26 protein-coding genes and 1 pseudogene are annotated in these 24,403 nt (G+C 46.6%); 23 read left to right on the forward strand and 4 right to left on the reverse strand.

What is annotated here, in order from left to right; genetic code table 11:
- Nucleotides 1–28: 28 nt before the first annotated feature.
- Genes flgB through NDJ01_RS20045 form a run of 12 tightly spaced genes read left to right on the forward strand, consistent with a single transcriptional unit; the run spans nucleotide 29 to nucleotide 10,019 of the window.
- The gene (flgB, locus tag NDJ01_RS19990; RefSeq protein WP_005395306.1) at nucleotides 29–391 is read left to right on the forward strand and encodes a flagellar basal body rod protein FlgB; all 363 of its coding nucleotides are present in this window, start codon (nucleotides 29–31) and stop codon (nucleotides 389–391) included.
- Between the two features lie 2 nt (nucleotides 392–393).
- Nucleotides 394–828, forward strand: coding sequence for a flagellar basal body rod protein FlgC (gene flgC, locus NDJ01_RS19995; protein ID WP_053808119.1), 435 nt, complete (start codon nucleotides 394–396; stop codon nucleotides 826–828).
- Complete coding sequence (flgD, locus tag NDJ01_RS20000; protein ID WP_053808118.1) at nucleotides 828–1,511, forward strand: flagellar hook assembly protein FlgD; 684 nt, start codon at nucleotides 828–830, stop codon at nucleotides 1,509–1,511. The genes flgC and flgD overlap by 1 nt, the downstream gene beginning before the upstream one ends.
- A gap of 27 nt (nucleotides 1,512–1,538) precedes the next feature.
- Nucleotides 1,539–2,735, forward strand: coding sequence for a flagellar hook protein FlgE (flgE, locus tag NDJ01_RS20005; protein ID WP_257081006.1), 1,197 nt, complete (start codon nucleotides 1,539–1,541; stop codon nucleotides 2,733–2,735).
- A gap of 12 nt (nucleotides 2,736–2,747) precedes the next feature.
- Nucleotides 2,748–3,479: a flagellar basal-body rod protein FlgF gene (gene flgF, locus NDJ01_RS20010; RefSeq protein WP_006741308.1), complete on the forward strand. Its 732-nt coding sequence runs from the start codon at nucleotides 2,748–2,750 to the stop codon at nucleotides 3,477–3,479.
- Between the two features lie 27 nt (nucleotides 3,480–3,506).
- Nucleotides 3,507–4,292: a flagellar basal-body rod protein FlgG gene (gene flgG, locus NDJ01_RS20015; protein WP_005395297.1), complete on the forward strand. Its 786-nt coding sequence runs from the start codon at nucleotides 3,507–3,509 to the stop codon at nucleotides 4,290–4,292.
- Between the two features lie 32 nt (nucleotides 4,293–4,324).
- Entirely contained in the window at nucleotides 4,325–4,996 is a 672-nt protein-coding gene (flgH, locus tag NDJ01_RS20020; protein WP_005395295.1) for a flagellar basal body L-ring protein FlgH, read from the forward strand.
- Complete coding sequence (locus NDJ01_RS20025) at nucleotides 4,996–6,117, forward strand: flagellar basal body P-ring protein FlgI (RefSeq protein ID WP_053808116.1); 1,122 nt, start codon at nucleotides 4,996–4,998, stop codon at nucleotides 6,115–6,117. Before flgH ends, NDJ01_RS20025 begins: the two co-directional genes overlap by 1 nt.
- Before the next feature lie 10 nt (nucleotides 6,118–6,127).
- The gene (locus NDJ01_RS20030) at nucleotides 6,128–6,676 is read left to right on the forward strand and encodes a rod-binding protein (protein ID WP_258587215.1); all 549 of its coding nucleotides are present in this window, start codon (nucleotides 6,128–6,130) and stop codon (nucleotides 6,674–6,676) included.
- Entirely contained in the window at nucleotides 6,677–8,050 is a 1,374-nt protein-coding gene (gene flgK / locus NDJ01_RS20035; protein ID WP_005395291.1) for a flagellar hook-associated protein FlgK, read from the forward strand.
- Between the two features lie 11 nt (nucleotides 8,051–8,061).
- Nucleotides 8,062–8,961: a flagellar hook-associated protein FlgL gene (flgL, locus tag NDJ01_RS20040; protein ID WP_005395290.1), complete on the forward strand. Its 900-nt coding sequence runs from the start codon at nucleotides 8,062–8,064 to the stop codon at nucleotides 8,959–8,961.
- A gap of 17 nt (nucleotides 8,962–8,978) precedes the next feature.
- The gene (locus tag NDJ01_RS20045; RefSeq protein WP_012842382.1) at nucleotides 8,979–10,019 is read left to right on the forward strand and encodes a hypothetical protein; all 1,041 of its coding nucleotides are present in this window, start codon (nucleotides 8,979–8,981) and stop codon (nucleotides 10,017–10,019) included.
- An 88-nt stretch (nucleotides 10,020–10,107) separates the two neighbouring features.
- Here NDJ01_RS20045 and NDJ01_RS20050 read toward each other — a convergent pair whose 3' ends face one another.
- Entirely contained in the window at nucleotides 10,108–12,738 is a 2,631-nt protein-coding gene (locus NDJ01_RS20050; RefSeq protein ID WP_258587567.1) for a DUF2339 domain-containing protein, read from the reverse strand.
- Nucleotides 12,739–13,186: 448 nt separating this feature from the next.
- Here NDJ01_RS20050 and NDJ01_RS20055 point away from each other — a divergent pair, with 448 nt between their 5' ends.
- The 4 genes from NDJ01_RS20055 (at nucleotide 13,187) to NDJ01_RS20070 (ending at nucleotide 17,380) form a co-directional block, all read left to right on the forward strand.
- Nucleotides 13,187–14,986: a sodium:proton antiporter gene (locus NDJ01_RS20055; RefSeq protein ID WP_005395287.1), complete on the forward strand. Its 1,800-nt coding sequence runs from the start codon at nucleotides 13,187–13,189 to the stop codon at nucleotides 14,984–14,986.
- Nucleotides 14,987–15,225: 239 nt separating this feature from the next.
- Nucleotides 15,226–16,245 carry a type 2 isopentenyl-diphosphate Delta-isomerase gene (fni, locus tag NDJ01_RS20060; protein ID WP_256950408.1) on the forward strand — a complete coding sequence of 340 codons (1,020 nt, stop codon included), beginning with the start codon at nucleotides 15,226–15,228 and terminating at the stop codon, nucleotides 16,243–16,245.
- Between the two features lie 192 nt (nucleotides 16,246–16,437).
- Nucleotides 16,438–16,701, forward strand: coding sequence for a DUF3012 domain-containing protein (locus NDJ01_RS20065; RefSeq protein WP_258587216.1), 264 nt, complete (start codon nucleotides 16,438–16,440; stop codon nucleotides 16,699–16,701).
- A 280-nt stretch (nucleotides 16,702–16,981) separates the two neighbouring features.
- A complete protein-coding gene (locus NDJ01_RS20070) occupies nucleotides 16,982–17,380 on the forward strand; it encodes a GFA family protein (RefSeq protein ID WP_258587217.1) in 399 nt (132 codons plus the stop codon).
- Nucleotides 17,381–17,476: 96 nt separating this feature from the next.
- Here NDJ01_RS20070 and NDJ01_RS20075 read toward each other — a convergent pair whose 3' ends face one another.
- A complete protein-coding gene (locus tag NDJ01_RS20075; RefSeq protein WP_065645657.1) occupies nucleotides 17,477–17,827 on the reverse strand; it encodes a rhodanese-like domain-containing protein in 351 nt (116 codons plus the stop codon).
- Nucleotides 17,828–18,096: 269 nt separating this feature from the next.
- Here NDJ01_RS20075 and NDJ01_RS20080 point away from each other — a divergent pair, with 269 nt between their 5' ends.
- The 6 genes and pseudogenes from NDJ01_RS20080 to NDJ01_RS20105 all read left to right on the forward strand — a co-directional run bounded on the left by NDJ01_RS20080 (nucleotide 18,097) and on the right by NDJ01_RS20105 (nucleotide 22,357).
- Nucleotides 18,097–18,387, forward strand: coding sequence for a co-chaperone GroES (locus tag NDJ01_RS20080; RefSeq protein WP_005373989.1), 291 nt, complete (start codon nucleotides 18,097–18,099; stop codon nucleotides 18,385–18,387).
- Between the two features lie 33 nt (nucleotides 18,388–18,420).
- Nucleotides 18,421–20,019 (forward strand): chaperonin GroEL, encoded by a 1,599-nt coding sequence (gene groL / locus NDJ01_RS20085; RefSeq protein ID WP_005463958.1) that lies wholly within the window; start codon nucleotides 18,421–18,423, stop codon nucleotides 20,017–20,019.
- Between the two features lie 105 nt (nucleotides 20,020–20,124).
- Entirely contained in the window at nucleotides 20,125–20,334 is a 210-nt protein-coding gene (locus NDJ01_RS20090) for a hypothetical protein (protein ID WP_005464025.1), read from the forward strand.
- 155 nt (nucleotides 20,335–20,489) lie between these two features.
- A complete protein-coding gene (locus tag NDJ01_RS20095) occupies nucleotides 20,490–21,461 on the forward strand; it encodes a leukocidin/hemolysin toxin family protein (protein ID WP_258587218.1) in 972 nt (323 codons plus the stop codon).
- Nucleotides 21,462–21,596: 135 nt separating this feature from the next.
- A pseudogene (locus tag NDJ01_RS20100) lies at nucleotides 21,597–21,926 on the forward strand (LysR family transcriptional regulator); the annotation flags it as partial.
- 59 nt (nucleotides 21,927–21,985) lie between these two features.
- Nucleotides 21,986–22,357, forward strand: coding sequence for a VOC family protein (locus tag NDJ01_RS20105; protein ID WP_258587568.1), 372 nt, complete (start codon nucleotides 21,986–21,988; stop codon nucleotides 22,355–22,357).
- Nucleotides 22,358–22,455: 98 nt separating this feature from the next.
- Here NDJ01_RS20105 and NDJ01_RS20110 read toward each other — a convergent pair whose 3' ends face one another.
- Nucleotides 22,456–22,677 (reverse strand): hypothetical protein, encoded by a 222-nt coding sequence (locus tag NDJ01_RS20110; RefSeq protein WP_017635120.1) that lies wholly within the window; start codon nucleotides 22,675–22,677, stop codon nucleotides 22,456–22,458.
- Between the two features lie 122 nt (nucleotides 22,678–22,799).
- On the opposite strand from NDJ01_RS20110, the gene NDJ01_RS20115 reads away from it, so the two are divergent.
- A complete protein-coding gene (locus NDJ01_RS20115; protein ID WP_053808110.1) occupies nucleotides 22,800–23,327 on the forward strand; it encodes a TetR/AcrR family transcriptional regulator in 528 nt (175 codons plus the stop codon).
- Nucleotides 23,328–23,371: 44 nt separating this feature from the next.
- Here the strand turns inward: NDJ01_RS20115 and NDJ01_RS20120 are convergent, their stop codons facing one another.
- Entirely contained in the window at nucleotides 23,372–24,322 is a 951-nt protein-coding gene (locus NDJ01_RS20120; protein ID WP_258460284.1) for a helix-turn-helix domain-containing protein, read from the reverse strand.
- Nucleotides 24,323–24,403: the final 81 nt, after the last annotated feature.

The following is a 24,403-nucleotide window of genomic DNA, read 5'->3' on the forward strand; positions in this document are numbered from 1 at the left end:
GTATTCGAGCCAACTGTAAGGAAGATGCATGGCGATCACATTTGAAAATGCTTTAGGTGTACATCCAGAGGCACTTAATTTTCGCGTTCAGCGTACCAAAGTCCTTGCCAGTAACCTAGCAAATGTTGACACCCCTGGGTATTTGGCGAAAGACCTAAGTTTCACCACCGTAATGAACCAGGTGGCTGCAGGCGGTGTGAACAAACCAGTGCCTAAGTTTCAGGTTCAGGCCCAATACTCGGTGCCTTACCAGAACAGCAAAGATGGCAACACTGTAGAACTGGGTGTTGAACAAGCGAAATTCACGCAAAACAACATGGACTTTCAAACTAGCCTGACGTTTCTCAACATGAAATTTAATGGCTTAACGAAAGCGATTGAGGGACGTTAATTATGTCATTCACTGATATTTACTCGATCACTGGATCCGCGATGACAGCACAAACTGTGCGTCTTAACACGGTCGCCAGTAACTTAGCTAATGCGGACGCGGTGTCTGCAAATCCAGATGACGCTTATAAAGCGCTTAAGCCAGTATTTGCGACTGTGTACCAAAAAACGCAAATGACAACAGAAAATGGAGCTTATCCCAATGCAGAAGTTCGCATTGTTGACGTTGTTAAAAATGCTGGAGATGCAGAGAAGCGTTTTGAGCCGAACAACCCACTGGCTAATGATGAAGGCTATGTGTTTTACCCAGATATTGATGTAGTTGCTGAAATGGCAGACATGATGTCCGCAACACGCAGCTTCGAAACGAATGTTGAAGTATTAGCCAATGTAAAAAGTATGCAGCAAGGTCTGCTTAGATTAGGGCAGGGCAGCTAATGAGTATTGCACAATACACCCCTTTATCGTCTGACGCTCCAGTAAATACAAAAGCAAAAGACAGCAACGGTATCTCACCAAACCCTAAAGACATGAACAGTGCTTCTTCATTGGAGAATGAGTTTATTTCTTTGATGGTGGCTCAAATTCAAAACCAAGACCCACTTAATCCCCTTGATGGTACGGAATACGTTGGTCAATTGGCTCAGTTCTCGCAGGTACAAAGTACCGAGAATATGTCTAAGACAATGCAACAGAGCATGGTGTTACTGAACAACATGCAAGTGCTATCAACAGCGGGCCTTGTTGGGCAAACGGTTTACGTCAATTCCAACGAATTTGATCTTGGTGAAGGCGTACAGAACGGAAAAATCGAACTCGCTCATAGCTCAAACCAAGTGACGTTAGTTGTGAAAGATGAGTTTGGTCAATCTACTAAAGTGCCATTAGGTGCTCACGGCAAAGGTGACGTCGACTTTTCAATTAATCCTGAAGAACTTGGTCTTAAACCAGGCAAATACTCAGTGGCAGTAGAAGTGCAAGAAGGGCAAGCAAGTCCAAATGTGCTCATGGCTGGCACTGTTGAGCAAGTGCGTATTCCAAATACTGGCGGCGCAGCATTAGTCAATGTCCATGGCGTTGGCAACGTTCCTTTCTATCAAATCACTCAGTTTGGTGCTTAACCAAATAGGGAAATCAGAGGTCTTTTTATGAGTTTTAACATCGCACTAAGTGGTCTGGACGCGACCAACACAGAGCTAAACACAATCAGTCACAACATTGCCAACGCATCAACGTATGGTTTTAAAGGTGGCCGCACAGAATTCTCCGCAGTATACAACGGCATGCAACCTGGTGGTGTAGAAGTCGCGTCAATTTCACAGAACTTCGACAAAGACGGCAGTATCTCAGGGACAGGCCGTAATATGGACCTAGCAATTAACGGCGGTGGCTTCTTTGTCACTAAAGACAACATGGGTCAAACGCTCTACACGCGTTCAGGTGTATTCTCAAGGGATAAGGACAACTTTATTACGGCCAACAGTGGCGCAAAACTGCAAGGTTACAGTGTGGATAGCAACAACAACCTGATGACAGGCTCTGTGGGCAATATCCAAGTATCTACGTCATCACTGAGTGCAAAAGCGACAGACGGTGTTGATTTTGTTGCAAACTTTGATGCAAGTGTGTCTGCCATTGATAAAACGGTAACGCCGTTCAATCCGGACGATTCAAACTCATTCAATACGTCTTACACCACAAAAGTCTATGACTCGCTGGGCAACTCGCACACGGTAACCCAGTATTTCACTAAGACCGCTTCTAACTCTTGGGAAGTGAATGTTCAAGTGGATGGTGGCGCAACACCAGTGACAACGGTGCCAGTAACGTTTGACAAAGACGGTTCGCTTTCTTCACCGACGGCTCCGTTTAATGTTTCATTCCCTGCGGCAGGCGCAAACGCGATGAGTGTCGACATTAACTTGAAAGGCAGCACGCAGTTTGGTGCGAAATTCGGCGTAAGTACTAACAGCCCGAATGGTTACACATCCGGTAAGCTTACAGGTGTACGCGTTGAAGGTAATGGCATGGTTTACGCGACCTACAATAACGGCCAATCACAGCTGCAAGGTCAAGTTATACTTGCAGACTTCGCCAACACACAAGGTTTAGCAAAAGTGAGTGGTACGGCGTGGACTCAAAGCTTCAGCTCTGGTGCGCCAATCACGGGTGTCCCTGGTTCAGGTACGTTGGGTGATTTAACCCCAGGTGCGCTAGAAGGTTCTAACGTTGACCTAACCAGTGAGCTTGTGGCGCTTATGACCGCACAGCGTAACTACCAAGCAAACGCGAAAACCATCTCTACCAGCGACAAGCTAACTCAAGCTTTGTTTAACGCGGTGTAATGGGAGTTTTGCATGGATAGCTTGTTATTTACTGCAACGTCAGGTGCGAGTCGAGTTCTTAAGGCTCAGCACGTGCGTTCAAACAACTTATCAAACGCTGATACTGCTGGCTTCCGAGCGGATATGGAGCGCGTGCGCAGTGTAGAAATGCAAGGCCCAGGTTTTGATGGTCGCACTATGGTTGTGACCAACTCTGCCTCAACGCGTTTTGATTCTGGCGACATTATGAAAACGGGACGCCCGTTGGATGTCGCCATCATGGGTGAGGGTTATCTTGCTGTAGAAACCCCTGCGGGTAACGAAGCGTACACGCGAGCGGGCAATATCCAAGTCGACACTTTTGGTGCCATGACCATCAATGGTTTCCCTGTTCTTGGTGAAAATGGGCCTTTGGTTGTGCCTGATTATCAAAAGATTGAAATCAGCGAGCGTGGTCAAGTATCCGTGATTCCACCAGGTGGTGGCGCAGAAATCGTCGCGGGAACGTTGAAGTTGGTTAAACCAGAAATGAACCAACTTCAAAAAGAGAGTGACAGCCTACTGCACAGTGTAGATGGCGTGCCATTCGCTGCCGATGAAACGGTGCAACTTTCTCCTGAGCACATTGAGGGCAGTAACGTATCTGCCATTGATGAGTTGATTAGCGTGATGTCGTTAACGCGTAACTTCGAGATGCAAGTTCGCATGATGAAAACGGCCGAGACGTTGGCACAAGCTGGTAATAAATTAATGGCGGCGAGATAAATCTCGCCCCGCAAGGAGTAATAAAAAATGCATTCAGCATTATGGGTAAGTAAAACAGGCATGGCAGCGCAGGACACGAAGATGACTGCCATTTCTAACAACCTAGCGAACGTAAATACAGTTGGCTTTAAGCGTGACCGAGTTGTATTCGAAGACCTTTTCTACAGCATTCAGCGTCAACCTGGTGCTCAAGTAGACCAAGTTAACGAGTTGCCAAGTGGTATTCAGCTAGGTAGCGGTGTTCGCGTAGTTGGCACGCAAAAAGTGTTTACGCAAGGTAACACTCAAAATACAACACAAGAGTTGGACCTTGCCGTTATGGGACAGGGTTTCTTTCAAATCGAAAACTCGGATGGACAGATCATGTACACACGTAATGGTCAGTTCCATGTCAACTCTGAAGGCTTGATGGTTAACAGCCAAGGCTTGCCGTTAGAGCCACAAATTCAGATCCCAGATAATGCCTCTTCATTCTCTGTTGGTGTTGATGGCACGGTAACAACAACGACGGCGGACGATCCAACGCCACAGCAGCTTGGTCAAATCACTCTCGCAAAATTCATTAACCCAGCAGGCTTAGAGGCCGTGGGGGGTAACTTGTTCCGTGAAACGGAAGCCAGCGGCCCGGCAGATGAACTGATTGCTGGTGAAGATGGCGCAGGCCTCATCAAGCAAGGTGCATTGGAAGGTTCAAACGTACAAGTAGTGGAAGAGATGGTCGACATGATCACGACTCAACGTGCGTATGAGATGAATGCGAAAGTGGTCTCTGCTGCAGATGACATGCTGAAGTTTGTTTCGCAATCAATGTAAGTATGAAATTGGTGATGATGAAGGAAAAAGCAATGAAATGGCTTTCTAAGAGTTGGGCAGTAGCCGCCGTGTTGCTGGTGGGATGTGCCGGCCGTCAGGAATTTATTCCGCCTGAGCCAAATGCTGAGGAATATGCACCACCAACGCTCGATTACACGTTGCCGGAAACCCAGTCTGGTAGCCTTTATCGTCACCAATACACGATGACCCTGTTTCAGGATCGTCGTGCTTACCGAGTTGGCGATGTGTTAACGGTTCAACTATCAGAAGAAACCTCATCGAGCAAAAAAGCGGGTACTAAGTTTGGCAAAAGCTCAGCGGTTAACTTCGCGGCGCCGACCATAGGAACGAAAACGTTCGATGAGTTAGGGGTTAGTGTCGATGGCAGCCGCAACTTTGATGGCAGCGCTTCAAGCTCACAGGGTAACAAGCTACAAGGTGCTATCACCGTAACGGTACACGAGGTGTTACCTAATGGTGTATTGCGTATCAGTGGCGAAAAATGGCTGCGCCTTAACCAGGGAGATGAGTTTATTCGTCTCACTGGCATTGTTCGTGTGGATGATATTAATCGCAGCAACCAAGTTTCTTCTCAACGAATTGCTGATGCACGAATTACCTACGCAGGTCGCGGAGCTCTGGCTGACAGCAACGCAGCCGGATGGCTAACTCAATTCTTCAACAGCCCATGGGTACCTTTCTAATGAAGACAATGCAATCTTTCTTTACGTCTTTCCTATTGGTGTTGACCTTGGGATTACCAACCACTTCACATGCTGAAGTGGAAATTCCGATCATGGACTTGGTCGATGTACGCGGCATTCGAGAAAACCAATTGGTTGGTTATGGTTTGGTGGTTGGCTTAGCTGGCCAGGGTGACCGAAACCAAGTGAAATTTACTTCTCAATCTATCACCAACATGCTTCGTCAGTTTGGGGTTCAAATTGATGACAGTATGAACCCTAAGCTACGAAATGTGGCTTCTGTGAGCGTGACAGCAACCGTTGATCCAATGGCGGGCCCCGGACAAACTTTGGACGTGGTCGTGTCTTCAATTGGTGACGCGAAAAGCCTCCGTGGCGGTACGCTATTGTTGACGCCTTTACGCGGTATTGATGGTGAAGTGTATGCCATTGCACAAGGAAACGTCGTGGTGGGCGGTTTATCTGCAGAAGGGCGAAGTGGCTCCAAAGTCGAAGTTAACACGCCAACGGCAGGTCGCGTCCCGAATGGCGCGACGTTAGAGAGAGAAATCAAAACTGATTTCAACCAGCGTGATGAAGTCACCTTAAACCTGCGTAAACCAAGCTTCACAACGGCAAAAAATATCGCGCGTGAAATCAACAACACTTTTGGGCCTAACGTTGCTGTTGCGATCAATAAAGCGCGCATTGATATGCGTGCGCCAAAAGATACCCAACAGCGCGTAGTGATGATGTCGATGCTTGAAGAAATGAGCGTCGTGGAAGGCCGCAAGCCAGCTCGAATTGTCTTTAACTCTCGTACGGGAACGGTCGTGATCGGTAAGAGCGTCAAAGTGAGTGAGGCGGCAGTGAGCCACGGCAACTTAACCGTGCGAATTTCTGAATCACAACAAGTCAGTCAGCCAAATGCGTTTGCAAATGGCGATACGAAAGTCGTTAACCAAACGGATCTTGATGTGAACGAAGATTTAGCTCAAATGGTGATTTGGCCTCCAGGCACGGAGCTCAACACTATTGTGACTGCGATAAACAGCTTAGGTGCCACACCTACTGACTTAATGTCTATCCTGCAAGCACTGAGCGAAGCGGGTGCATTGAACGCTGAATTGGTCGTGATTTAAGGAGTTAAGGATGAAACTAGACAGTACCAATGAACAAACTCAACTGAATTCGATGCTGTATCACGACAACAGCGCACTTGCCAACATCAAGCAGAGTCGAGATCAGGAAGGCGCGCTTGAAGTCGTGGCGGGTCAATTTGAGGCGATGTTTTTACAAATGGTGCTGCGTCAAATGCGCAGCAGCAGCGATGTTCTAGCGGATAAAGACAGCCCGTTTGCAAGCCAGCAGCAAGGTGTTTTCCGCGATATGTACGATGGGCAACTGGCAATGGAACTGGCAAAAAAGCAGAGCTCTGGCATTGCCAATATGCTCATCCAGCAACTTAGCCCCTCTATGCGCGAAGTCGCCTTTGATGCTGCGCGTAACATCTCATCTGCAAACGATGGTAAAGGTGCGAATTCTGAATCTATCTCACAGCTTGATGCTAACGAGATTGAGAGGAACTCAAGCTTATTTAATACCGCCTCTCAAGCCGTCGCCTCTGTAAAACAGGTGCTCGGTGAAGCCGGTATGACTACCGCGTTTTCTCAGCCGTTGATCAGGAAAATGGAGCTGTAAATGAACCTAGTTAATATTGCCCTTTCAGGTTTAGGCGCGAACCGCGTGGCCTTAGACGTAACGGCACAAAACGTGGCGAACGTGAATACTGTGGGCTACAGCCGTCAACAAGCGTTGATGGCATCAGTTGATGACGGAAAAGCCAACCGCTTAAGCCCTGGTTTAGGGGTAGAGGTCACCAGCATTCGCCGCGTTACAGACCAATTTCTGATTAAGCAAACGTGGTCCACTAACAGTATGGCGGCGTACGCTTCTGGCTACACCAGCAACATGAGCCAATTGGAAAATACGCTAGGGGCCGATGGCTTCAGTATTTCTGCTGGTTTGGACTCTCTAAACGCTGCGCTTAACGATGCTACGGTTAAGCCTGAGTCGATCCCTTACCGTCAACAAATCATCAACGAATCTGAAGCGTTGGCGCGCCGCTTTAATACGTTGACCGAGTCTTTGCACAACCAACATAAAGATATGAGCGACCAGCGTAATGCGGCACTCAACCACGCGAATAGCCTCATGGAAAACATCGCGAAGGTAAACAAGCAGCTGGTTGAAATGCAAGGAACAGGCGGCAACCCATCGCAACTTATGGATGAACGAGATAAATTGATCGGCGAGTTATCTCAAACCATCGAAATCAGAACAACAGAACAGCCTGACGGCAGTGTTCAGGTAACGTTGACCTCTGGTCAGCCACTTGTTATGGGCACGGACCATGGCAAACTCGCAGCCGTTCCAGATCCTAGTGACCCTTACGTAGCAGACTTACACGTAACATTCTCAAGCCAAAGTTTTGCGATTGGTGACTCTCTTGGTGGCAAATTAGGTGCGATTAACGATTATCAAACCGATGTATTAAAACCAAACCAATTGGCTTTGAATGACATGGCGAAAGCATTAGCGGATGAATACAACGCTGTGCTCGCTACTGGACAAGATTTAAATGGTAACCCAGGTAAACCATTGTTCAGCTACGACCCTGCCAACCCAGCGGCAAGTTTGGATATCACTGAGTTGACTCCAGGTGAGCTTGCGTTTTCAAGTGATGGTACGCCAGGTAATGCGGATGTATTGCAGTCGTTGATTAATTTAAGCAACAAGCCTGTTTCTGTGACTGGCTATGGCTCAGTGAGTTTGAATGACGCATTCAGTTCTATGGTGGGTCAAACCGCGATTAAAGCACGCCAAGCAGACGCCGATTACCAAGCTAAGTTAGCCATGAACAAGCAAGCACATGCGGCTCGTGACAATGTGAGTGCCGTTAACAGTGATGAAGAAGCGGCTAACTTAATGACGTTTGCTAATGCACACAATGCCAACATGAAAGTGATCAGCACAGCGAATCAGCTGTTCGATTCTGTATTGCAGTTATTCTAAAGGAAACCCAGATGCGAATCAGTGACAATCAATTTAGCCAAATGATGCTGCAAAGCCTGCAAGGTAACAATGCAGGTCTGGGGCACGTGCTACAACAAATGACGACAGGTGAGCGTCTAACTAAACTATCTGACGATCCAATGGCATCGATTAAGCTGCTTAATTTGGATCGTGAAAACAGTGCCATCGCCCAATATCAAAACAATATCGCAAACGTCAAAACCACGCTTTCGAGTCAAGAAACACATTTAGACTCAGTGAAAGAGAGCCTAATGAGCATGCGTGATATTGCATTATGGGGCGCGAATGGCTCACTGACTGATCAAGACCGTACCGGTATGATCACGGAGCTAAAGAGCTATCGTGATTCAATTGAGTCGTCTTTCAATGCTCAGGATGAAGAAGGACATTACCTATTTTCAGGCACCAAAACTGACACCCCTGCTATAAACAGTGCAAGCGGTAGTTATGTCATCGAGGGCAACAGCGATAAACGTGTCGTGACGATTGCGAAAGGCGTAACGATGGATTCCAACATGACGGCAAAGGACATTTTGGACCTTGGTGGCGGCAAAAACGTACTGGATCAAATTAATAATCTAATTACAGAATTTGAGAACCCGAGTCCGAATTTCCAAGCTGAAGTGGACGCAAGCCTGAGTGCCATTGATGATACGTTGGCAAGCGTACTTGGCACGATGACGGAGATTGGTGGCCGACACAATAACCTAGATTTGGTTGGCGGTGCTCATGGTGAGAATAAACTGTTCGTCGATAAAGTATCAGGTGACCTCTCAGCTCTGGATTACGGTGAAGCATCGGTACGCTTGAGCAATTACATGGCGGCTTTGCAAGCAACGCAAGCGAGCTATGTAAAGATCAATGATCTATCGTTGTTTGACCGTCTATAAGGTTAGGAAGTTCTTTTATGGTAATGAGTACAGTAGAGGTTAGACCCCATAGCATACGCTTGGGTGGGCAAGAACAAGCCTCTATCATGCCGACCCGTTCTGCAGACTCAAGTACTGCAATTAAACCGCGCCCGGCGCAAGTTCAGGCTGACACTGCGTCAGCCTACTCTGTCTCTGGGATTCAACTGACCCAAGGTCAGCAGCAAGCGACGGCAGTGCAGATCGCATCGAAATCGTTGCAGGTGATTGGCAAAGAGCTGACTCAAATTAAACGTGGTTTGACGCAAGCGGTGAATCAAGGCGTGCAAAATGTACCTGGCTTGCAGGATACATTGGTTCGTTCTAAAGCCACCATTCAGAACGTTGTGGAGCATGCTCGTTTCGACGGCCAGAAAGTGCTCAACAACGAACTGCATTTAAAGCTAGATAAAGCAGACATTCGTCGCTTTTCTATTCCTGGCTTGAACGTGCATCGCTTAAGTGACAAGGCTGAGCAAATTCGTTTGGATTTCCCTCAGGGTCAAGCGGTAATGATTCAGTTCGATGGACAAGCCGATGGTGCTCGAACTGTCAAAATGCTTGACCGAAGCTTGATTGCTTTAGGGATGCGTGCCTCATTAGCTGACGATGGCAGCATTTTATTTGAAGCCAGAGACAACGCTTATCAGCAAATGCAGCAGAAAGTGATGGTCACGGGCGAAGGGCACCGTTTTCCTGCGGGCCAGCCGAACGTTCTAAATCTAAAGTCAGAGCCAGATGGTATTGCAGAACTTGGGTTTGATTTGGCGTCACGCGATGGTATGAAACAGACGATTGCCAAAGTGAACCAGCACCTAAGACAAGTGCAAACGAGCTTGCAGGAAGCGAAAGCATTTCATGGTGAATTGAATACTCAAATGCGCTCAATTCAAAATAAAACCGCGCAGCTTTCTGTGGATGATGTGAATGCAAAACTGGATGGTTTTGTGCAGAAGTCTGGTGAGTTTACCTCGACTTTTCAAGCGTTGAATGCACAAGCAAACGTGCGTCGTCATACGGTTGTTGCGTTGCTAAAATAACGAACACTCCAATGATTCCCGGCTTTGCATCGCTATCGCCCCCCAATAACGAGAACGGTGCATTGTCGGGAATCTCTCTTTAATTCGTTTATGGTTCGAGTGCTTTTGCCACCGAGCGATTCAATTTCTGGAATAACCACCCAAGCGCGATTAAAGATGCTCCTAAACCTAAGAAGCTGATTGCTCTCCAGAACCCATCCAGAGAACTAACATCCCATAAGAATACTTTGAGTGCGACAAAAGCTAAAACCACTAGACCTACGCGCTGCATCATCAACCCTCTGTGTGTCACACCGCGCCAAGTAAGCAATCCACCCACGAGCAAACCTGCTACTGAATAACTGAACAGTTCTGCCATGCTGGTCGGTTGGTACAACATCATGGATGTGGTTTGCCAGAATTGACGGATAGACATACCTAACCAAATAGCAGCAAGTGCAAAGCCTAGGCTAGCAACCGCAAATCGATGAACCTGTAACGTATTCCAGCCTCTAAAGGTTGCGATAAGTAGGATGCAAGCTGGCAGCAACCAGCCGACGCTTAGCATATTAATAACGGGAAGAGCTTGGGCTGAGACGTTGTCAGTCACCAATGGCGACTCTGCCGTATTAAGCAAAATTATCAGCAATGCGAAGGCACACCAAAGCAGGTAGCTGTAGGCTTCATAGATGCGGCTTAAGCGTTGTGCAAATTGGCTACGGTAGCTGTACACCAAACCCATAACCAACGCTTGGTTAGCAAAAACGATGGCGCTTGTGAAATCAAGGTGTCCTAAATAGCCGTACTGCCCAGTTAACCAGTAGTTGGTTTGGGTGAATAGCGCCATTAAGAATACATGCAAAAATGCGCCTTCAAACCAGTTGGTCAGTTCGAGGTCCACTTGCTTTAGCGTTGCTCGAGCATAGAGCAGGATGATGAGAGACGGTAGGTAACTCACAATAACCCAAGCCCAATGTCCTGCTTCTACGGGTTGCCATTCAGGGATGAAGGGTAAAAGAGTGAGGCGGATGACCAGTATCCCCATCGCCACTTTAATCGCCCAACTTGCGGGGCGAAATACCCCTGATTGAGTCTGTAACGCCATTACGGCAACTTGTATCGAGATGGCTGTCGTCAACCAGGTATCGCTTAACCAAACAAAGGCGACGCCTACAATTAAAGCGTGCATGACGGCTGAACATTCCAATGCTAGCGAATGCAAGCGTTGACCAAGTACAACGTAATAAACGGTCACCAATGCGCAAAATGCAGTCCAGTGCCACAGGTAGCCTTGCATAAATTCGTCGATATAAAACAACGTAATCAAACTTATTGCTGGAGCCAGTACCAACAGAAGTACGCCGCTGAGTTGCGAACGGTCACTGAGTGACTGGCAATAAGTTCGACAGCAGATCAGTGCAATACTGGTGGCCAATGCGAGTAAGATACTGGCACCATGTTCTGGCATATACAAAGCGTCAAACGCGACAGTAAGGACAACAATTGCGGTCGCAGAGACTAATATGGAAGGCAAAAATACGCGCAATGACCAACCTGTGCGAACCGCTGGGAGCCATACTGTCGCAACGAGCAGCGCATAACAGTACACCATTTGTAGTGTGTCCAATTCTGGCATTCTAGTGACAGCCGAAAAGGTCAATAACGCAATCGCGAGAGAGGTAGCGGTCGGCGGATTTGTCCACTTATTCTGGCAGTGATGATAACGAGGATTGAGTGTCCAACCCAGTCTTGGAACGGCGAAAATAAGATAAAGAGTAATGGAGAGATAAATAGCCAGCCAAGAAAAAAGCGTCTCAAGCGGCATGCTTTCAATGAGCAACAGCATCCAAACAACATGTGGAAGCGCGATGCTTGGAGAAATCCATGCACTACGCACTTTTTGCATTAGCAATGTTGCCGCGACCGAGATCGCGCTGATATACCCAGCTAATAAGAAGTAATTAGGCTCGCTTCCACCAATCCATAACGGTGCGGTATATCCACCAATCAGACCAAGCACCGCCATCAACGGCCCTTGCTGTAAAGATAGAGCCAAGCTGCAAAATGCGGCAGCGGCTAAGATGATAAGCGAGACACTAGGTGTCAGCATTTGATAAACAACAAACGCAAAGATAACCGTGCAGTAAATGCCAGTTAGCCCGGTTCCGGTAACGGCGGCAGGCACATAAGTAAAGCCTTGGGCTCGTGTTGCTCGTTGAGGATTTTGTTGTTCTTTGCGGTGGAACCATTCGCCAACAAGCACCATAAGTAACGAGAGTACAAACGCAAAGGACACACGCATAAGTGGCGAAAACTCAATGTGACTACCAATAACCTGTACGAGATACCCCCCACCAATTAGCATTGCCAGCGCGCCCACCCAAACCAACCAGTTTTCTTGAATGTTGCTAAACAGACTCTGCACTCTACTTGGCAATATAGACTCTTGTTCTTGACTAAAAACGTCCAGTTGAACTTCGCTTGTCTGGTATTGAGCTTGATGTGTTGTGTTTGGATAAGATGCTCGGTCGGTAATCGGGTCATGCTCCTTAGAGGATGAGGAGTTTGCTTCTTTTGCTACCTCTTCAACGCTGGATTGTTGGCGCGTTGGTTGGTTCGAGTCCTTATTTAGACTGACTCGCAGTGATGTTACCTCTTCACGAAGTTTGGTTAGCTCTTTTTCTAAAAGTGCTGCTCGGTTGGCGGCTTTCACTCCGATGAGGATGGCGAGCAACGCCATGAACAGTGTTAGTATTACGTACAATCCATTTCTCCCTGCGTACGTCGCGTGACACACGATTCTTAACTTTGAGCACGTACGCTAAAGCTTAGTCCAAGCGCTTTGCCTTAGCTTCATATAGTGCTAGGTTCCGCGCTTTCTTTAAGAATCATTCTACATAATGAAACTCAATGCGTAATGATGAATTCGACAAAGCGACATACTTGTGTGTCACTTTAAGATCTGATGAACAGAAATGAGTCGTTAAGTCATTGGGGTTCAACTATATTCATAATTCTGATGCGATACCCAAGTGACCTCAAAAATGTGCATTTCAGAGGCGTGCTGTCGAAGAGTCGAAGGTAAGCCGTTTAGTCTGCATGCCAAGTCATGCTTATTGAACCGCACGCCCGAGGTTATTTGGGTATAGCGCATTCACGCGAAAAAAGACAAAACAGGTAAATGATTAATGCAAGTGGGTAATGAAGCGCTGGTTCTATCAGCGGTTGGGGTCATTGGTTTAGGTTGTCAGTGGTTGGCATGGCGATTGCGCTTACCAGCGATTTTATTTTTGCTGCTAGCTGGGTTGATTGTCGGGCCATTTATGCAGTGGTTAAATCCAGATGAGATTTTAGGGAATTTGCTCTTTCCGTTGGTTTCATTGGCGGTTGCGGTGATTCTTTTCGAAGGCAGCTTGACCCTAAACTTTAAAGAAATTCGCGGTGTGAGTGGCTCAGTCTGGAGTATCGTTTCCATCGGGGCCATCATTTCGTGGGCAGCAACCAGTATTGCGACGCACTATTTCCTCGGTTTTACTTGGGAGCTCGCCATGTTGTTCGGCAGCTTAACCGTGGTAACAGGTCCGACGGTGATCGTGCCACTTCTTCGGACGGTAAGGCCTAACAGTACGCTTGCTAATATTTTGCGTTGGGAGGGGATCTTGATTGATCCACTCGGTGCGCTTTTTGTTGTGATGGTTTATGAGTTCATCGTATCGCACAGCGCGATAAATAGCGTCGAAGTGTTCGGGACGCTCATTGCCGTGGGCGTCATTCTTGGTGCGGCCTCTGGCGCAGCAGTCGCAACGATTATGCGCCGTGCGTGGCTACCGGAATACTTGCAGCCATTTGCGGTTTTGATGATCGTGCTCGGCGTATTTTCCGTCTCCAACCATATTGAGTCTGAAGCCGGATTACTCACGGTTACTGTAATGGGTATGTGGCTTGCCAACGCAAAGGGCATCAATATTCAACAAATTCTGCACTTTAAAGAGCACTTGACCATATTGCTGATCACCGGCCTATTTATTTTCCTTGCTGCACGCATCAGCTTGGATGATTTTGCTGCGCTGGGTAGTGGCGCGTTATTGCTGTTTGTATTTATGCAGTTGGTGTCGCGTCCGTTGTCGATTTTCCTCTCAACCATCCGCAGTAACTTGAGACTTAAAGATAAACTGTTCCTGTCTTGGGTTGCACCGCGCGGTATTGTCGCTGCCTCTATTTCGTCTCTTTTCGCGATCAAATTGACCGAATACGGTATTGATGAAGCGATTTTACTGGTTCCTATGACCTTCATGGTGATCATCGGAACGGTTGTTTTACAAAGTGCAACGGCACGTCCTGTCGCATTGATGTTGGGCGTCGCGGAGCCAGCGCCACGCGGCTTCTTGTTGATTGGTGCTAACCGAGTAGCTAGAGAAATTGGTCAAGCGTTGGCACGTTATGACCGCCGCATATTGATGACCGATTCTAACTGGGAGTACATCAGTCAAGTTCGTATGTTGGGGCTGGATTACTACTACGGGAATCCGATTTCTAGTCACGCAGATGACAATTTGAACCTGATAGGGGTGGGACAAGTCGTTGCATTAACACCTGACCAGCATTTCAACATTATGGCTTGCATGCAATTTGTCGACGAGTTTGGTGAAGATAAAGTTCACTGCTTGCAAAAAGTGAAAACCAACGGCAATGGTAGCGAGAAGCACTCCGTGGCTCAGGAGTACCACGGTAAATTGCTGATGGGCGGTAACGTAAGCTATACCCAGCTGGCCAGTTTGTTGAGCCGCGGTGCAGAGATAAAACACACGAAATTGAGCGACAACTTTACGTATCAAGACTATTTAGCGCATCACAAAGGGAACTCGGTAGTGCCGTTGTTCCACGTTGAAGAAAAAGGGAAAATTCAATTCTGTGATGACCCTGAGCAGTTTGCTCCAACCACCACAAGCACCGTTGTGTCTCTGATTCTGTCAGAAAGCGCAAAGTAAATTAGAGAAGTATGCGGCCCATTTTTATCGTGGTGTCTCGCACGCTGATTACTTCAACTTGGAGAAACACTCGCCTGCTTGTTTAAAACAGAAGGCGAGTTTCTCTTTCTATAATGTCAGAGTAAGTCGTGATTCATTACTGGTTTCGGAAAAGTAATCTCGTGAATTCAGAAAATTCGCATTGACGTTACTGATAAGGATCGCAATACTGCGCGACTATTTTACTTTAGGGTGACATTATGGCTCCGCAAACTAACCGAAAAGATTTACATCTAGACGCTGTTTTACATCATGACATGAGCATGAAGCATAAAACGGCGGGCTTTGAGTCTGTCGAGTTTGAACACTGCGCGCTGCCAGAATGTGACTTTCAGGCGATCGACCTGTCGACAGAGTTTCTTGGCCACCGATTGGCGCTGCCGTTTTTGATTAGCTCGATGACAGGTGGAGCGAAAGATGCTGAAGTGATCAATTGTCGTTTGGCTGAAGCTGCCAGTGAATTAGGCATTGCGATGGGCGTGGGGTCGCAGCGTATTAGCATAGAAGAGCGCCAACACGCAGGTCTAGGCAAAACCATTCGTGATTTAGCCAAAGATGTGCCGCTTTATTCCAACCTTGGAGCCGCTCAGTTGCGCGACAAAGGTAAACTTGATAATGCGCAGCGTGCGGTTGAATCCATTCAAGCGGATGCGTTGTTTGTACACGTAAACCCAATGCAGGAAGCGTTTCAGAAAAATGGCGACCATAATTGGATTGGGGTCTTACACGCTATCGAGCAGCTTAAATCTCGCGTGAATGTTCCGATCATTATTAAAGAAGTCGGTTTTGGTATTAGTGGTCACGTTGCGCAGCGATTGGTTGACGCCGGTGTGGATGCCATTGACGTAGCGGGCGCGGGTGGCACAAGTTGGAGCGCGGTTGAAGGCTATTGCCAAGATAATCCGAAAATGCAGCGTGCAGCCGAACTTTTCCGCGATTGGGGCATCCCAACGGCAAAATGTTTGACTCAAATACGAGCACAGCATCCTACATTACCTTTGATCGCCTCAGGTGGTGTGCATAACGGACTTGAAGCGGCGAAAGCCATACATTTGGGCGCCAATCTCGTTGGGCAAGCGGGTGCAGTCTTGAAAGCGGCTACTATAAGCACTCAAGCGGTGGTCGAGCACTTTGAGCAAATGGCGTTAGAGTTACGTTTATCATGTTTTGGCACTGGGTCTTCTAAGATCAGCGCATTAACGCAAGCGCGCTGCCTATAGGTGTTTATGGTGTCATTTACGCAGCTTGGCTCAATAATTTTTCGGTGTCTTAACACGTAGACTGATAATTTCGTTATAGTTGATACAAAAGTCACTTCAACAAGTGACAGCTTAGTTCAGACCGTTGAATGGGCATTTGTTGAAGCGATTGAGTTTTATTTTAATATTGTTTGCAACTGGAACCTTAAATTTATGAAAAAACTAGTCATGCTGATGTTGGCGGCTTCTGCTTTAACCGCTTGTAGTGATGAAGTGGGCACTGAAGACTGGTGTAACGACATGCGCGATAAGCCAAAAACAGAATGGACAGCAGACAACGCAGTAGACTTTGCGAAGCACTGTGTTCTTCAAGATGGTGTGGGCAGCGAGCAATGGTGTGAGAACTTGAAAGATAAGCCAAAAGGTGACTGGAGTGCAAACGAAGCTACCAGCTTTACTAAGCACTGCATTTTCTAAGCACTACACTTTCTCAACACGGCGTCTCTTATTAAGAGCGATGACTGTGTTAGACAAAATATTAAGAAAACACCAAGCGTCTTGCTTGGTGTTTTTGTATCGACAATAGCTTGAGCTCTCACGTGCTGAGCACACCTATCTTTCCTCTAAGTAGAGTGTTTTACATTTTCGTTTCATTTTTGAAAACCTGTATTACCTGCCTTTAATTTTCCGCATTGCAGTGGCATGGTGTCGGTGTATTCGTCTAATTCAATTAGATTCATAACAAAAAGGGACTCAAATGGAAGTACTCAAAGGCTCATGTCTGTGTGGTAAGGTGAAATTGGAAGTGGCAGATGAATTCAAGTACATGGGAAACTGCCATTGCTCGGAATGTCGCAAGTTCACAGGCTCCGACTACTCGTCTGCAGGTGGCGTCGCTTTGGATAAGTTGCTCATTATTCAAGGAAAAGAGGATATTCAGACTTATCAGAAAAGCGAAAATACCATGTTATGCTTTTGTCGCCATTGCGGGTCGAGCCTGTATTCGAAAAAGAACAATGGGATTGTCAATATTCGCCTAGGTGTCTTGGATGATGCTCCATCCCACAAGCCAAATTTCCATATTTTTGTCGCGTCTAAAGCGCCGTGGCTTGAGATATCGGATAACCTGACTCAGTTTGAGGCCGGGCCCAAATAGAGTAGTAGCGGAAGAGAATTATTTAGTAACAGAGGGCGTTGCAATAAGTCTGCAACGCCCTCTGCGCTTTTATTTTTGAAATTAGAACAGAGATGATTATTTGGCGTCTTGCAGTTCTTCTAAGCCACCTGCATTGTGCAGATTCGTGAACCCTTGCGATTGCAAATATTGATACGCTTTACCAGAGCGGTTACCACTGCGGCAGTACAATACGATCGCTTGATCTTTATCGACGTCTTGGAAATGTTTATCAAGCTCAGATAGAGGGAAATTGACCGCATTGTCTAAATGCCCCTCAGAGAACTCTTGCGGCGTGCGTACATCGACAATCATTGCGCCTTTCTCAATCAGTTGCCACCCTTGCTCAGCACGCTCAGAAGCCGCAACGCTGAAAGAAAGCAAGCCAACGCACAATGTTGCAAGAAACAGAGATACGACCTTTTTCATTGTTTGATTATCCTTTTTAAGAGTATGTAACCACTCTAGATTTGATTGAACACATTTTCCATCATAAAGAGGTTTTAAGTGGCCGTGAATGTCAAAAGTTTCGATAGAAGATTTTATTCAATTCAATAAAAAATTTTTATGAAATCCACCTCTTGAACTCCAATTTTTCGACCTTATTATTCTCATCGAAAGCGAGCGGTCGACTCGCAAATCCATCTTGATGTTTATTCTGTCTTTTATTTTTGGTTCCAAGTAGGAGGCACTTAAAAATGAAAATTCGTCCTTTAAATGACAAGCTAATTGTTGAAAGACAAGAGGTGGAAAATAAATCTGAAGGGGGAATCGTTTTAACTTCTCAGTCGGTGAAAAAATCAAACCGCGGGAAAGTCATTGCTGTTGGTTTAGGTAAACGCCTTGAAAATGGCGAACGCGCTGCGATGGAAGTCAAAGTGGGCGACCAAATCATTTTCAATGACGGTTACGGCGTGAAAACCGAGAAAATTGACGGCGCAGAATACTTGATTCTGTCCGAATCTGATGTGTTAGCAATCGTTGAGTAATTATTTTTGTAGTAGTTTTTTGAGGAGATAATTATGGCTGCAAAAGACGTATTATTTGCTAATGACGCACGTCAAAAAATGCTGAAAGGTGTGAACTTACTGGCGGACGCAGTAAAAGTGACACTAGGCCCTAAAGGCCGCAACGTTGTGCTTGATAAATCTTACGGCGCGCCAACCATTACCAAAGATGGTGTGTCTGTAGCGAAAGAAATCGAACTGAAAGACAAGTTCGAAAACATGGGCGCGCAAATGGTGAAACAAGTGGCGTCCAAAGCGAATGATGAAGCGGGTGACGGTACAACGACCGCTACTGTACTGGCGCAATCTTTCATCAACGAAGGTCTTAAAGCGGTAGCTTCTGGCATGAACCCAATGGACCTAAAACGTGGTATCGACAAAGCCACTGAAGCGGCGGTTGAGAAACTACGTGAAATGTCTAAGCCATGCAGCGACAAAGAATCCATCACCCAAGTGGGTAGCATTTCTGCAAACAGCGATCGCGCGATCGGTGAAATCATTGCAGAAGCGATGGAAAAAGTGGGTCGCAATGGCGTGATTACGGTGGAAGAAGGCCAAGGTCTAGACAACGAATTGTCTGTGGTTGAAGGTATGCAATTCGACCGCGGTTACTTGTCACCATACTTCATCACTAACCAAGAAAATGGCAGCGTAGAGCTAGACAACCCTTACATCCTATTGGTGGACAAAAAAGTCAGCAGCATCCGCGAGCTATTGCCAGTGCTAGAAGAAGTGGCGAAATCTTCTCGCTCGCTATTGATCATTGCTGAAGACATCGAAGGTGAAGCGCTAGCGACATTGGTTGTGAACAACATGCGTGGCATCGTGCGTGCGACGGCGGTGAAAGCACCTGGTTTTGGTGACAACCGTAAAGCGATGATGGAAGACATTGCGGTACTAACCGCAGGTACGGTCATCTCTGAAGAAATCGGCCTAGAACTCGAAAAAGCAACGCTAGAGCAACTAGGTAGCGCGAAGAAAGTGACCATCACCAAAGACACAACAACTATTGTGGGTGGCGCAGCAGAAGCAAGCGCGATTGCTGATCGTGTGGCTTCGATTGAAAAACAAATCGAAACAACCACTTCTCAATACGATAAAGACAAGCTTCAACAACGTGTTGCGAAGCTTTCTGGCGGCGTAGCGGTGATCAAGATCGGCGCTGCAACCGAAGTTGAGATGAAAGAGAAGAAAGACCGCGTGGACGATGCGCTACACGCTACTCGCGCAGCGGTTGAAGAAGGTATTGTTGCTGGTGGTGGTGTTGCTCTAACTAAGATCGCGAAAGAATTGGCGGATCTAAAAGGCGACAACGATGACCAAAACGTGGGCATCCGAGTTGCGCTACGTGCAATGGAAGAGCCTCTTCGTCAAATCGCAACCAACGCAGGTGACGAAGCTTCAGTTGTGGCGAATGCTGTCAAAGCGGGTGATGCCGATTACGGTTACAACGCTGCGACAGGTGAATACGGCAACATGATCGAAATGGGTATCTTGGACCCTGCGAAAGTAACACGCTCAGCGCTTCAATTCGCAGCGTCTGTTGCTGGCTTGATGATCACCACTGAAGCGATGATCACCAACCACGTTGAAGACAAAGAACTTGATATCTAACGTTACCAATCGTTAGTGATTAAGTAAGCGTTAAAACAACAATAACATTGCAAAACCTAAGCGGGCTCGCTTGAGCCCGCGAATCAGTCATTTGAGGTAAGTGTTATGACCCGTTTGCCTGCGTTTTCTTTCTCAATATCTGAGCCGGGCGGTAATGAAGCTTCGTCAACGTGGCCGACTGCTATTCACTTCCCCCTCGTTCCAGCTGGGCCAGAGTTTTCGATCGAAAATGCTCTGCCTAAACGTCCGACAGTGACGATATTCACTATCGATCTGTCTCAGTTACTTAAAGGGGACGCTCGGGTCATTCATTAACTGCATCGAAACAGCCAGCGTAAGTTGGCTGTTTTTTTTTCATTTCTGGGTGTAGGTCAAACTATTGATAATGTGAATCGTTTTCGTCACGTTGATGCAGTGTATTCAATATGTTAGCTTGATTTGGGACTGTTCCCAAGTAAGGTAATAAAATAATGAATAAGAAAATACTGCTTCCCCTAATGTTAGGGATTTCCGCTACTGCTGCTGCTTCTGATAACAAGGTTGTAGAAAGTGTCTTGATTGATAACATCGCGCTAGAAGGTTACGTAAAGAAAAGTTATGAGGTCGTGATGCAAAGCGAGCCTGAGCTTTTCCCGTACGAGTTTCGTGGTAGCCGTGTGCAGATGAAGTTACTGGTTGAGTTATTCCATAACTCAAAGAACGACAAAAAAGCGGCTCGCGTGATCACTCTAGGGAATGGTTATGTACCAGGTAAGCCGGGTGTAAAACACACTTTTGATGCAGCGATTGTTGACCGTTTTACTCAAAACTACCCAGTTGCGTTCGATTACAGCATCTATCAAGCTGGTGGCACGCCTGTATTTAGTGAGGATTACTCACCGCAAAACGAAGCCAATGATGTTTCGGTATCGACAACCACGGTTGCACCGTCAATCGGCTTAACCGCGACTGCAACACCGGGCTCGGCACCAAGTTTTTCTGGCTCGTTGACGACCGATCTCGGTGTGGCTTATACGTCTCGTTACTCAAGTAAGGATTACGTCACCGCAGCCAAGCCAAAAGCTTCCATGGAACGTGGTATGGGCGTTAAGTGGACCACCTCTCTTAGCCAAATTTACACCAACGACTACCAGTACTACGGTAAATGGGCGGGTGTTTACCACTACACAGGTTGTTCAAACGAAAACCTATTACCAGAAGAGAACTTGCCGCGTCTGATCTACGGCTTCAAACCGAAATTCCAGTACGTGTTCACACCAGAATTTGAGCGCGGAGAAGAGCCAAAAACGGAGATGATCGCACGAGCGGGCATGAAAGAAGTTGACGAAGGTTTCTCTCGCAATGCGTGTAACTGGTACGATCAAGGTACAACGAGCCACTACACTGAGGCACAAATTCGCTTCACGATTGATTGGAATAAGCTCACCGTTATCACTCAATAAACGTTTCACTTATCAGACCTAAGGTTTGTGGATTGTAATGCGGCTCTAGTAGCCGCATTTTTTATGGTCGAAATCTGATCGCAAGCGCATTAAGTCTTTAAGCCCAGCATCGCGCCGAAAATGACCAATCCCGACCCACATGCTTGGGCGGATTGGCAGCAATCAACACGTTGTGAAACCTTCAATGGCAGCACTCAGCAATCATTTGCGCATTTTTATTTTTGCATACAAGCCGCGGTGGATGGCTTAGGCGCGGCGATGGGATCGTATCCTTTTGTTATGGACGATATTAAGCGCGGTAATTTGGTCGCGCCATTTGGTTTTGTGCTATCAGGTTGCAATTATGTTTTATTGAGCCAAGATAAAAAGCGTACAGAACTCGAACACAAATTTATCACGTGGTTACAAACGCAAATGGTAGAGTGTGTACCACTGCCATCGCAGCAAAATACGCAAGGCGAATAGAAGGCGTAGAGCGTGATTACGTCAGTCAGTTTGATGGAAAAGGGCTTAGGAAATTGGAAATGGAAAACCTCAATACTGTTGAAATCAAATCATTTGTTCCGGCGAAAGATTACGCGCTATCAAAACGCTTTTATGAGGCGATTGGCTTTGAAATGGCATCAGACTTCGGTGATGTAGCATACTTCTCTCAAGGTAGCTGCGCGTTTCTTTTACAGAATTTTTATGAGCCAGAACACGGTAATAACTTCATGATGCACTTGCTCGTAGAAGACGCAGAAAGCTGGCATCAGCACTTATCCAAAGTGGGCCATGAGGAATTTGGCTCGCGTTTGACTGAGCTGGTCGAGCAACCTTGGGGCATGCGTGAATGTTGTTTGTTTGACCCTAGTGGCGTTTTATGGCGAATTGGCCAGAACATGAATACTGACTAACGCCAGTCTTATTTTCACCGCATCTACGCGCAGGTATTGAGATCTCGATATCTGCGCGTTTTCTTTTTTACTTAGCCTTGCCAACGTTTGTAGCGCACTCACGCCTTTTTCGAGGTGGTGTGCGATGGGCTAACGCCAAAAAACTCCTCAAGCAGCATGGCTTTGAGTTCCGCTCTGACTTCTGCGCCACCGATTAACGCCAAAAGTGCGAGTCCTCCTGGAATAAGGATGACCATTAATATCGGTCTTAAAATATACGAAAAGCAGAAGATGGTCGGGAAGAAAATCAATCCTTGGCCTAGTTTGTTTAATACGTACATGAGCGATTCCTTTTGTTTTTATATAAAATGAGCATGCTCAATTTTATAAATGAGCGCGCTCAATTTGTCAATCTCAACCACGCAAGGTATGATCCTTTCAGGCTCATTAAGCAGACACATCAATGACGAAGCGACAACAAACCAGAGATAAAATTCTAAAAGCCGCATGGGCATCTTTTGCTCAAAATGGCTATGACATGACGACCACAAGGCAGATAGCGAGAGAAGCAGGAGTAGCCGATGGCACAGTGTTTAGCCATTTCCCGACTAAACTGTCGATTTTGCGCGAAGGGATGCTGGCGCAACTGCAACAGATCAGCCAAGAAACGCTAGTCAGTGTGGAAGGTAAAACCGATATCGACATTGGTTTGGCGCTGACGGAGAAATACTATCGCTACTATTTTGAGAACGTTGAGCTGAGCCGAGCTTTGTTGAAAGAAGTGATTTGGGATTTGGATTATTATCAGTCGTTTAACCAAGCTTTGTTTCAATCTGTAAACGGAAGCTCCGTCCTTGAGGGAAAAATACCGCTGATTTTTGATTGCTATTTTATGACGTTAATCTCGCACTTGAGCCGTGCAGAACCGGATGTTGAAGCGGCACTTGAAGAGCTTCATGCTAAGTTTCAGCAAATCATTGCGACTGCATAACATGGCCCCAACGCAGGAGCTAAAAGAATATACTGCCTGTCATTTTATTTGCTGGACTCCCATTTTCTCGTTTCAGTTGGCGTCTCACCAAATAGCCGCTTGTAGCTTTGACTGAACTGCCCTAGATGAAAAAAACCAAAGTCAAAAGCGATTTCTGCAATTGTTCGATTATCTTCAGGGCTTTGTAGCACTCTACGTACTTGATTCAGCCGCATTCGGTGTATGAATTGCTTTGGCGAAGTATTACAGCAATGTTCAAAGGTGTACTGCAGTGTTCGGCGACTGACGTGCACAGCGTCACACAGTTCACTGACGGTGATCGGAGTTCGGTAGTCTAAGTCGTGTAGCTGTTGCTTTATGCGGCGCATCACATGCTGACGATGAGAGATTGATATCGGGTGGATTGAGTTTGGTGAACTGATTGAGAACAGTTCGAGTACGATGTCTTTTAAAACCACCTGATGTGTGCTGTCAGACCATCGCGACTCAGTGGTACCGAGCAAAGTACCCAAGTAGAATTTAAGTTGTTGAATGTGCTTTTCTGTTGGTCCCGCTAAGTGCGGTGTGTTGCAGCCGATACCGTCTAACTCAAGCTGTTTTTCTATGATTTGAACCAGTTTTCTGTCGAGTACTATCCCATAGATAGAAAACTGTTCAGGTGTCATTAACTCAAAATCTGCACCGCCTTGTCTAAGCAAAAGCTGGCTTGCATTAAACTGACTGTGATTTAGGTGTAGCGGCTTATTTTCCGCACTCAAACCCAACCAAATTCCTCCCTCTTCAACCCTGCATTGCTGTCTTAGTGAGCGGTTACTGTCTTCACGAAATACATGGAAATTGGGAAATCGTCGTTCTCGAATTTGACCTAAAAATCGGCCATCGCTGAGTTGATCGTATTCCTGTTGCCAGTTTATTAGGCTTGCAGCTTGTTGGTTTGCATCCTTTGTGTGATGGATGCACAGCATTGGTGCAGTTTGGGGTGTTTGGTCACTCATCCTTGTGATGCTCATTCCTTTTTTGTGAGTCATGTTGGAGCAGCTTTTATGTAACTCATTGTTTATTTTTGGTTTATGAAT

It is taken from the genome of Vibrio sp. HS-50-1, assembly GCF_024747315.1.
Classification (GTDB): Bacteria; Pseudomonadota; Gammaproteobacteria; order Enterobacterales; family Vibrionaceae; genus Vibrio; species Vibrio diabolicus.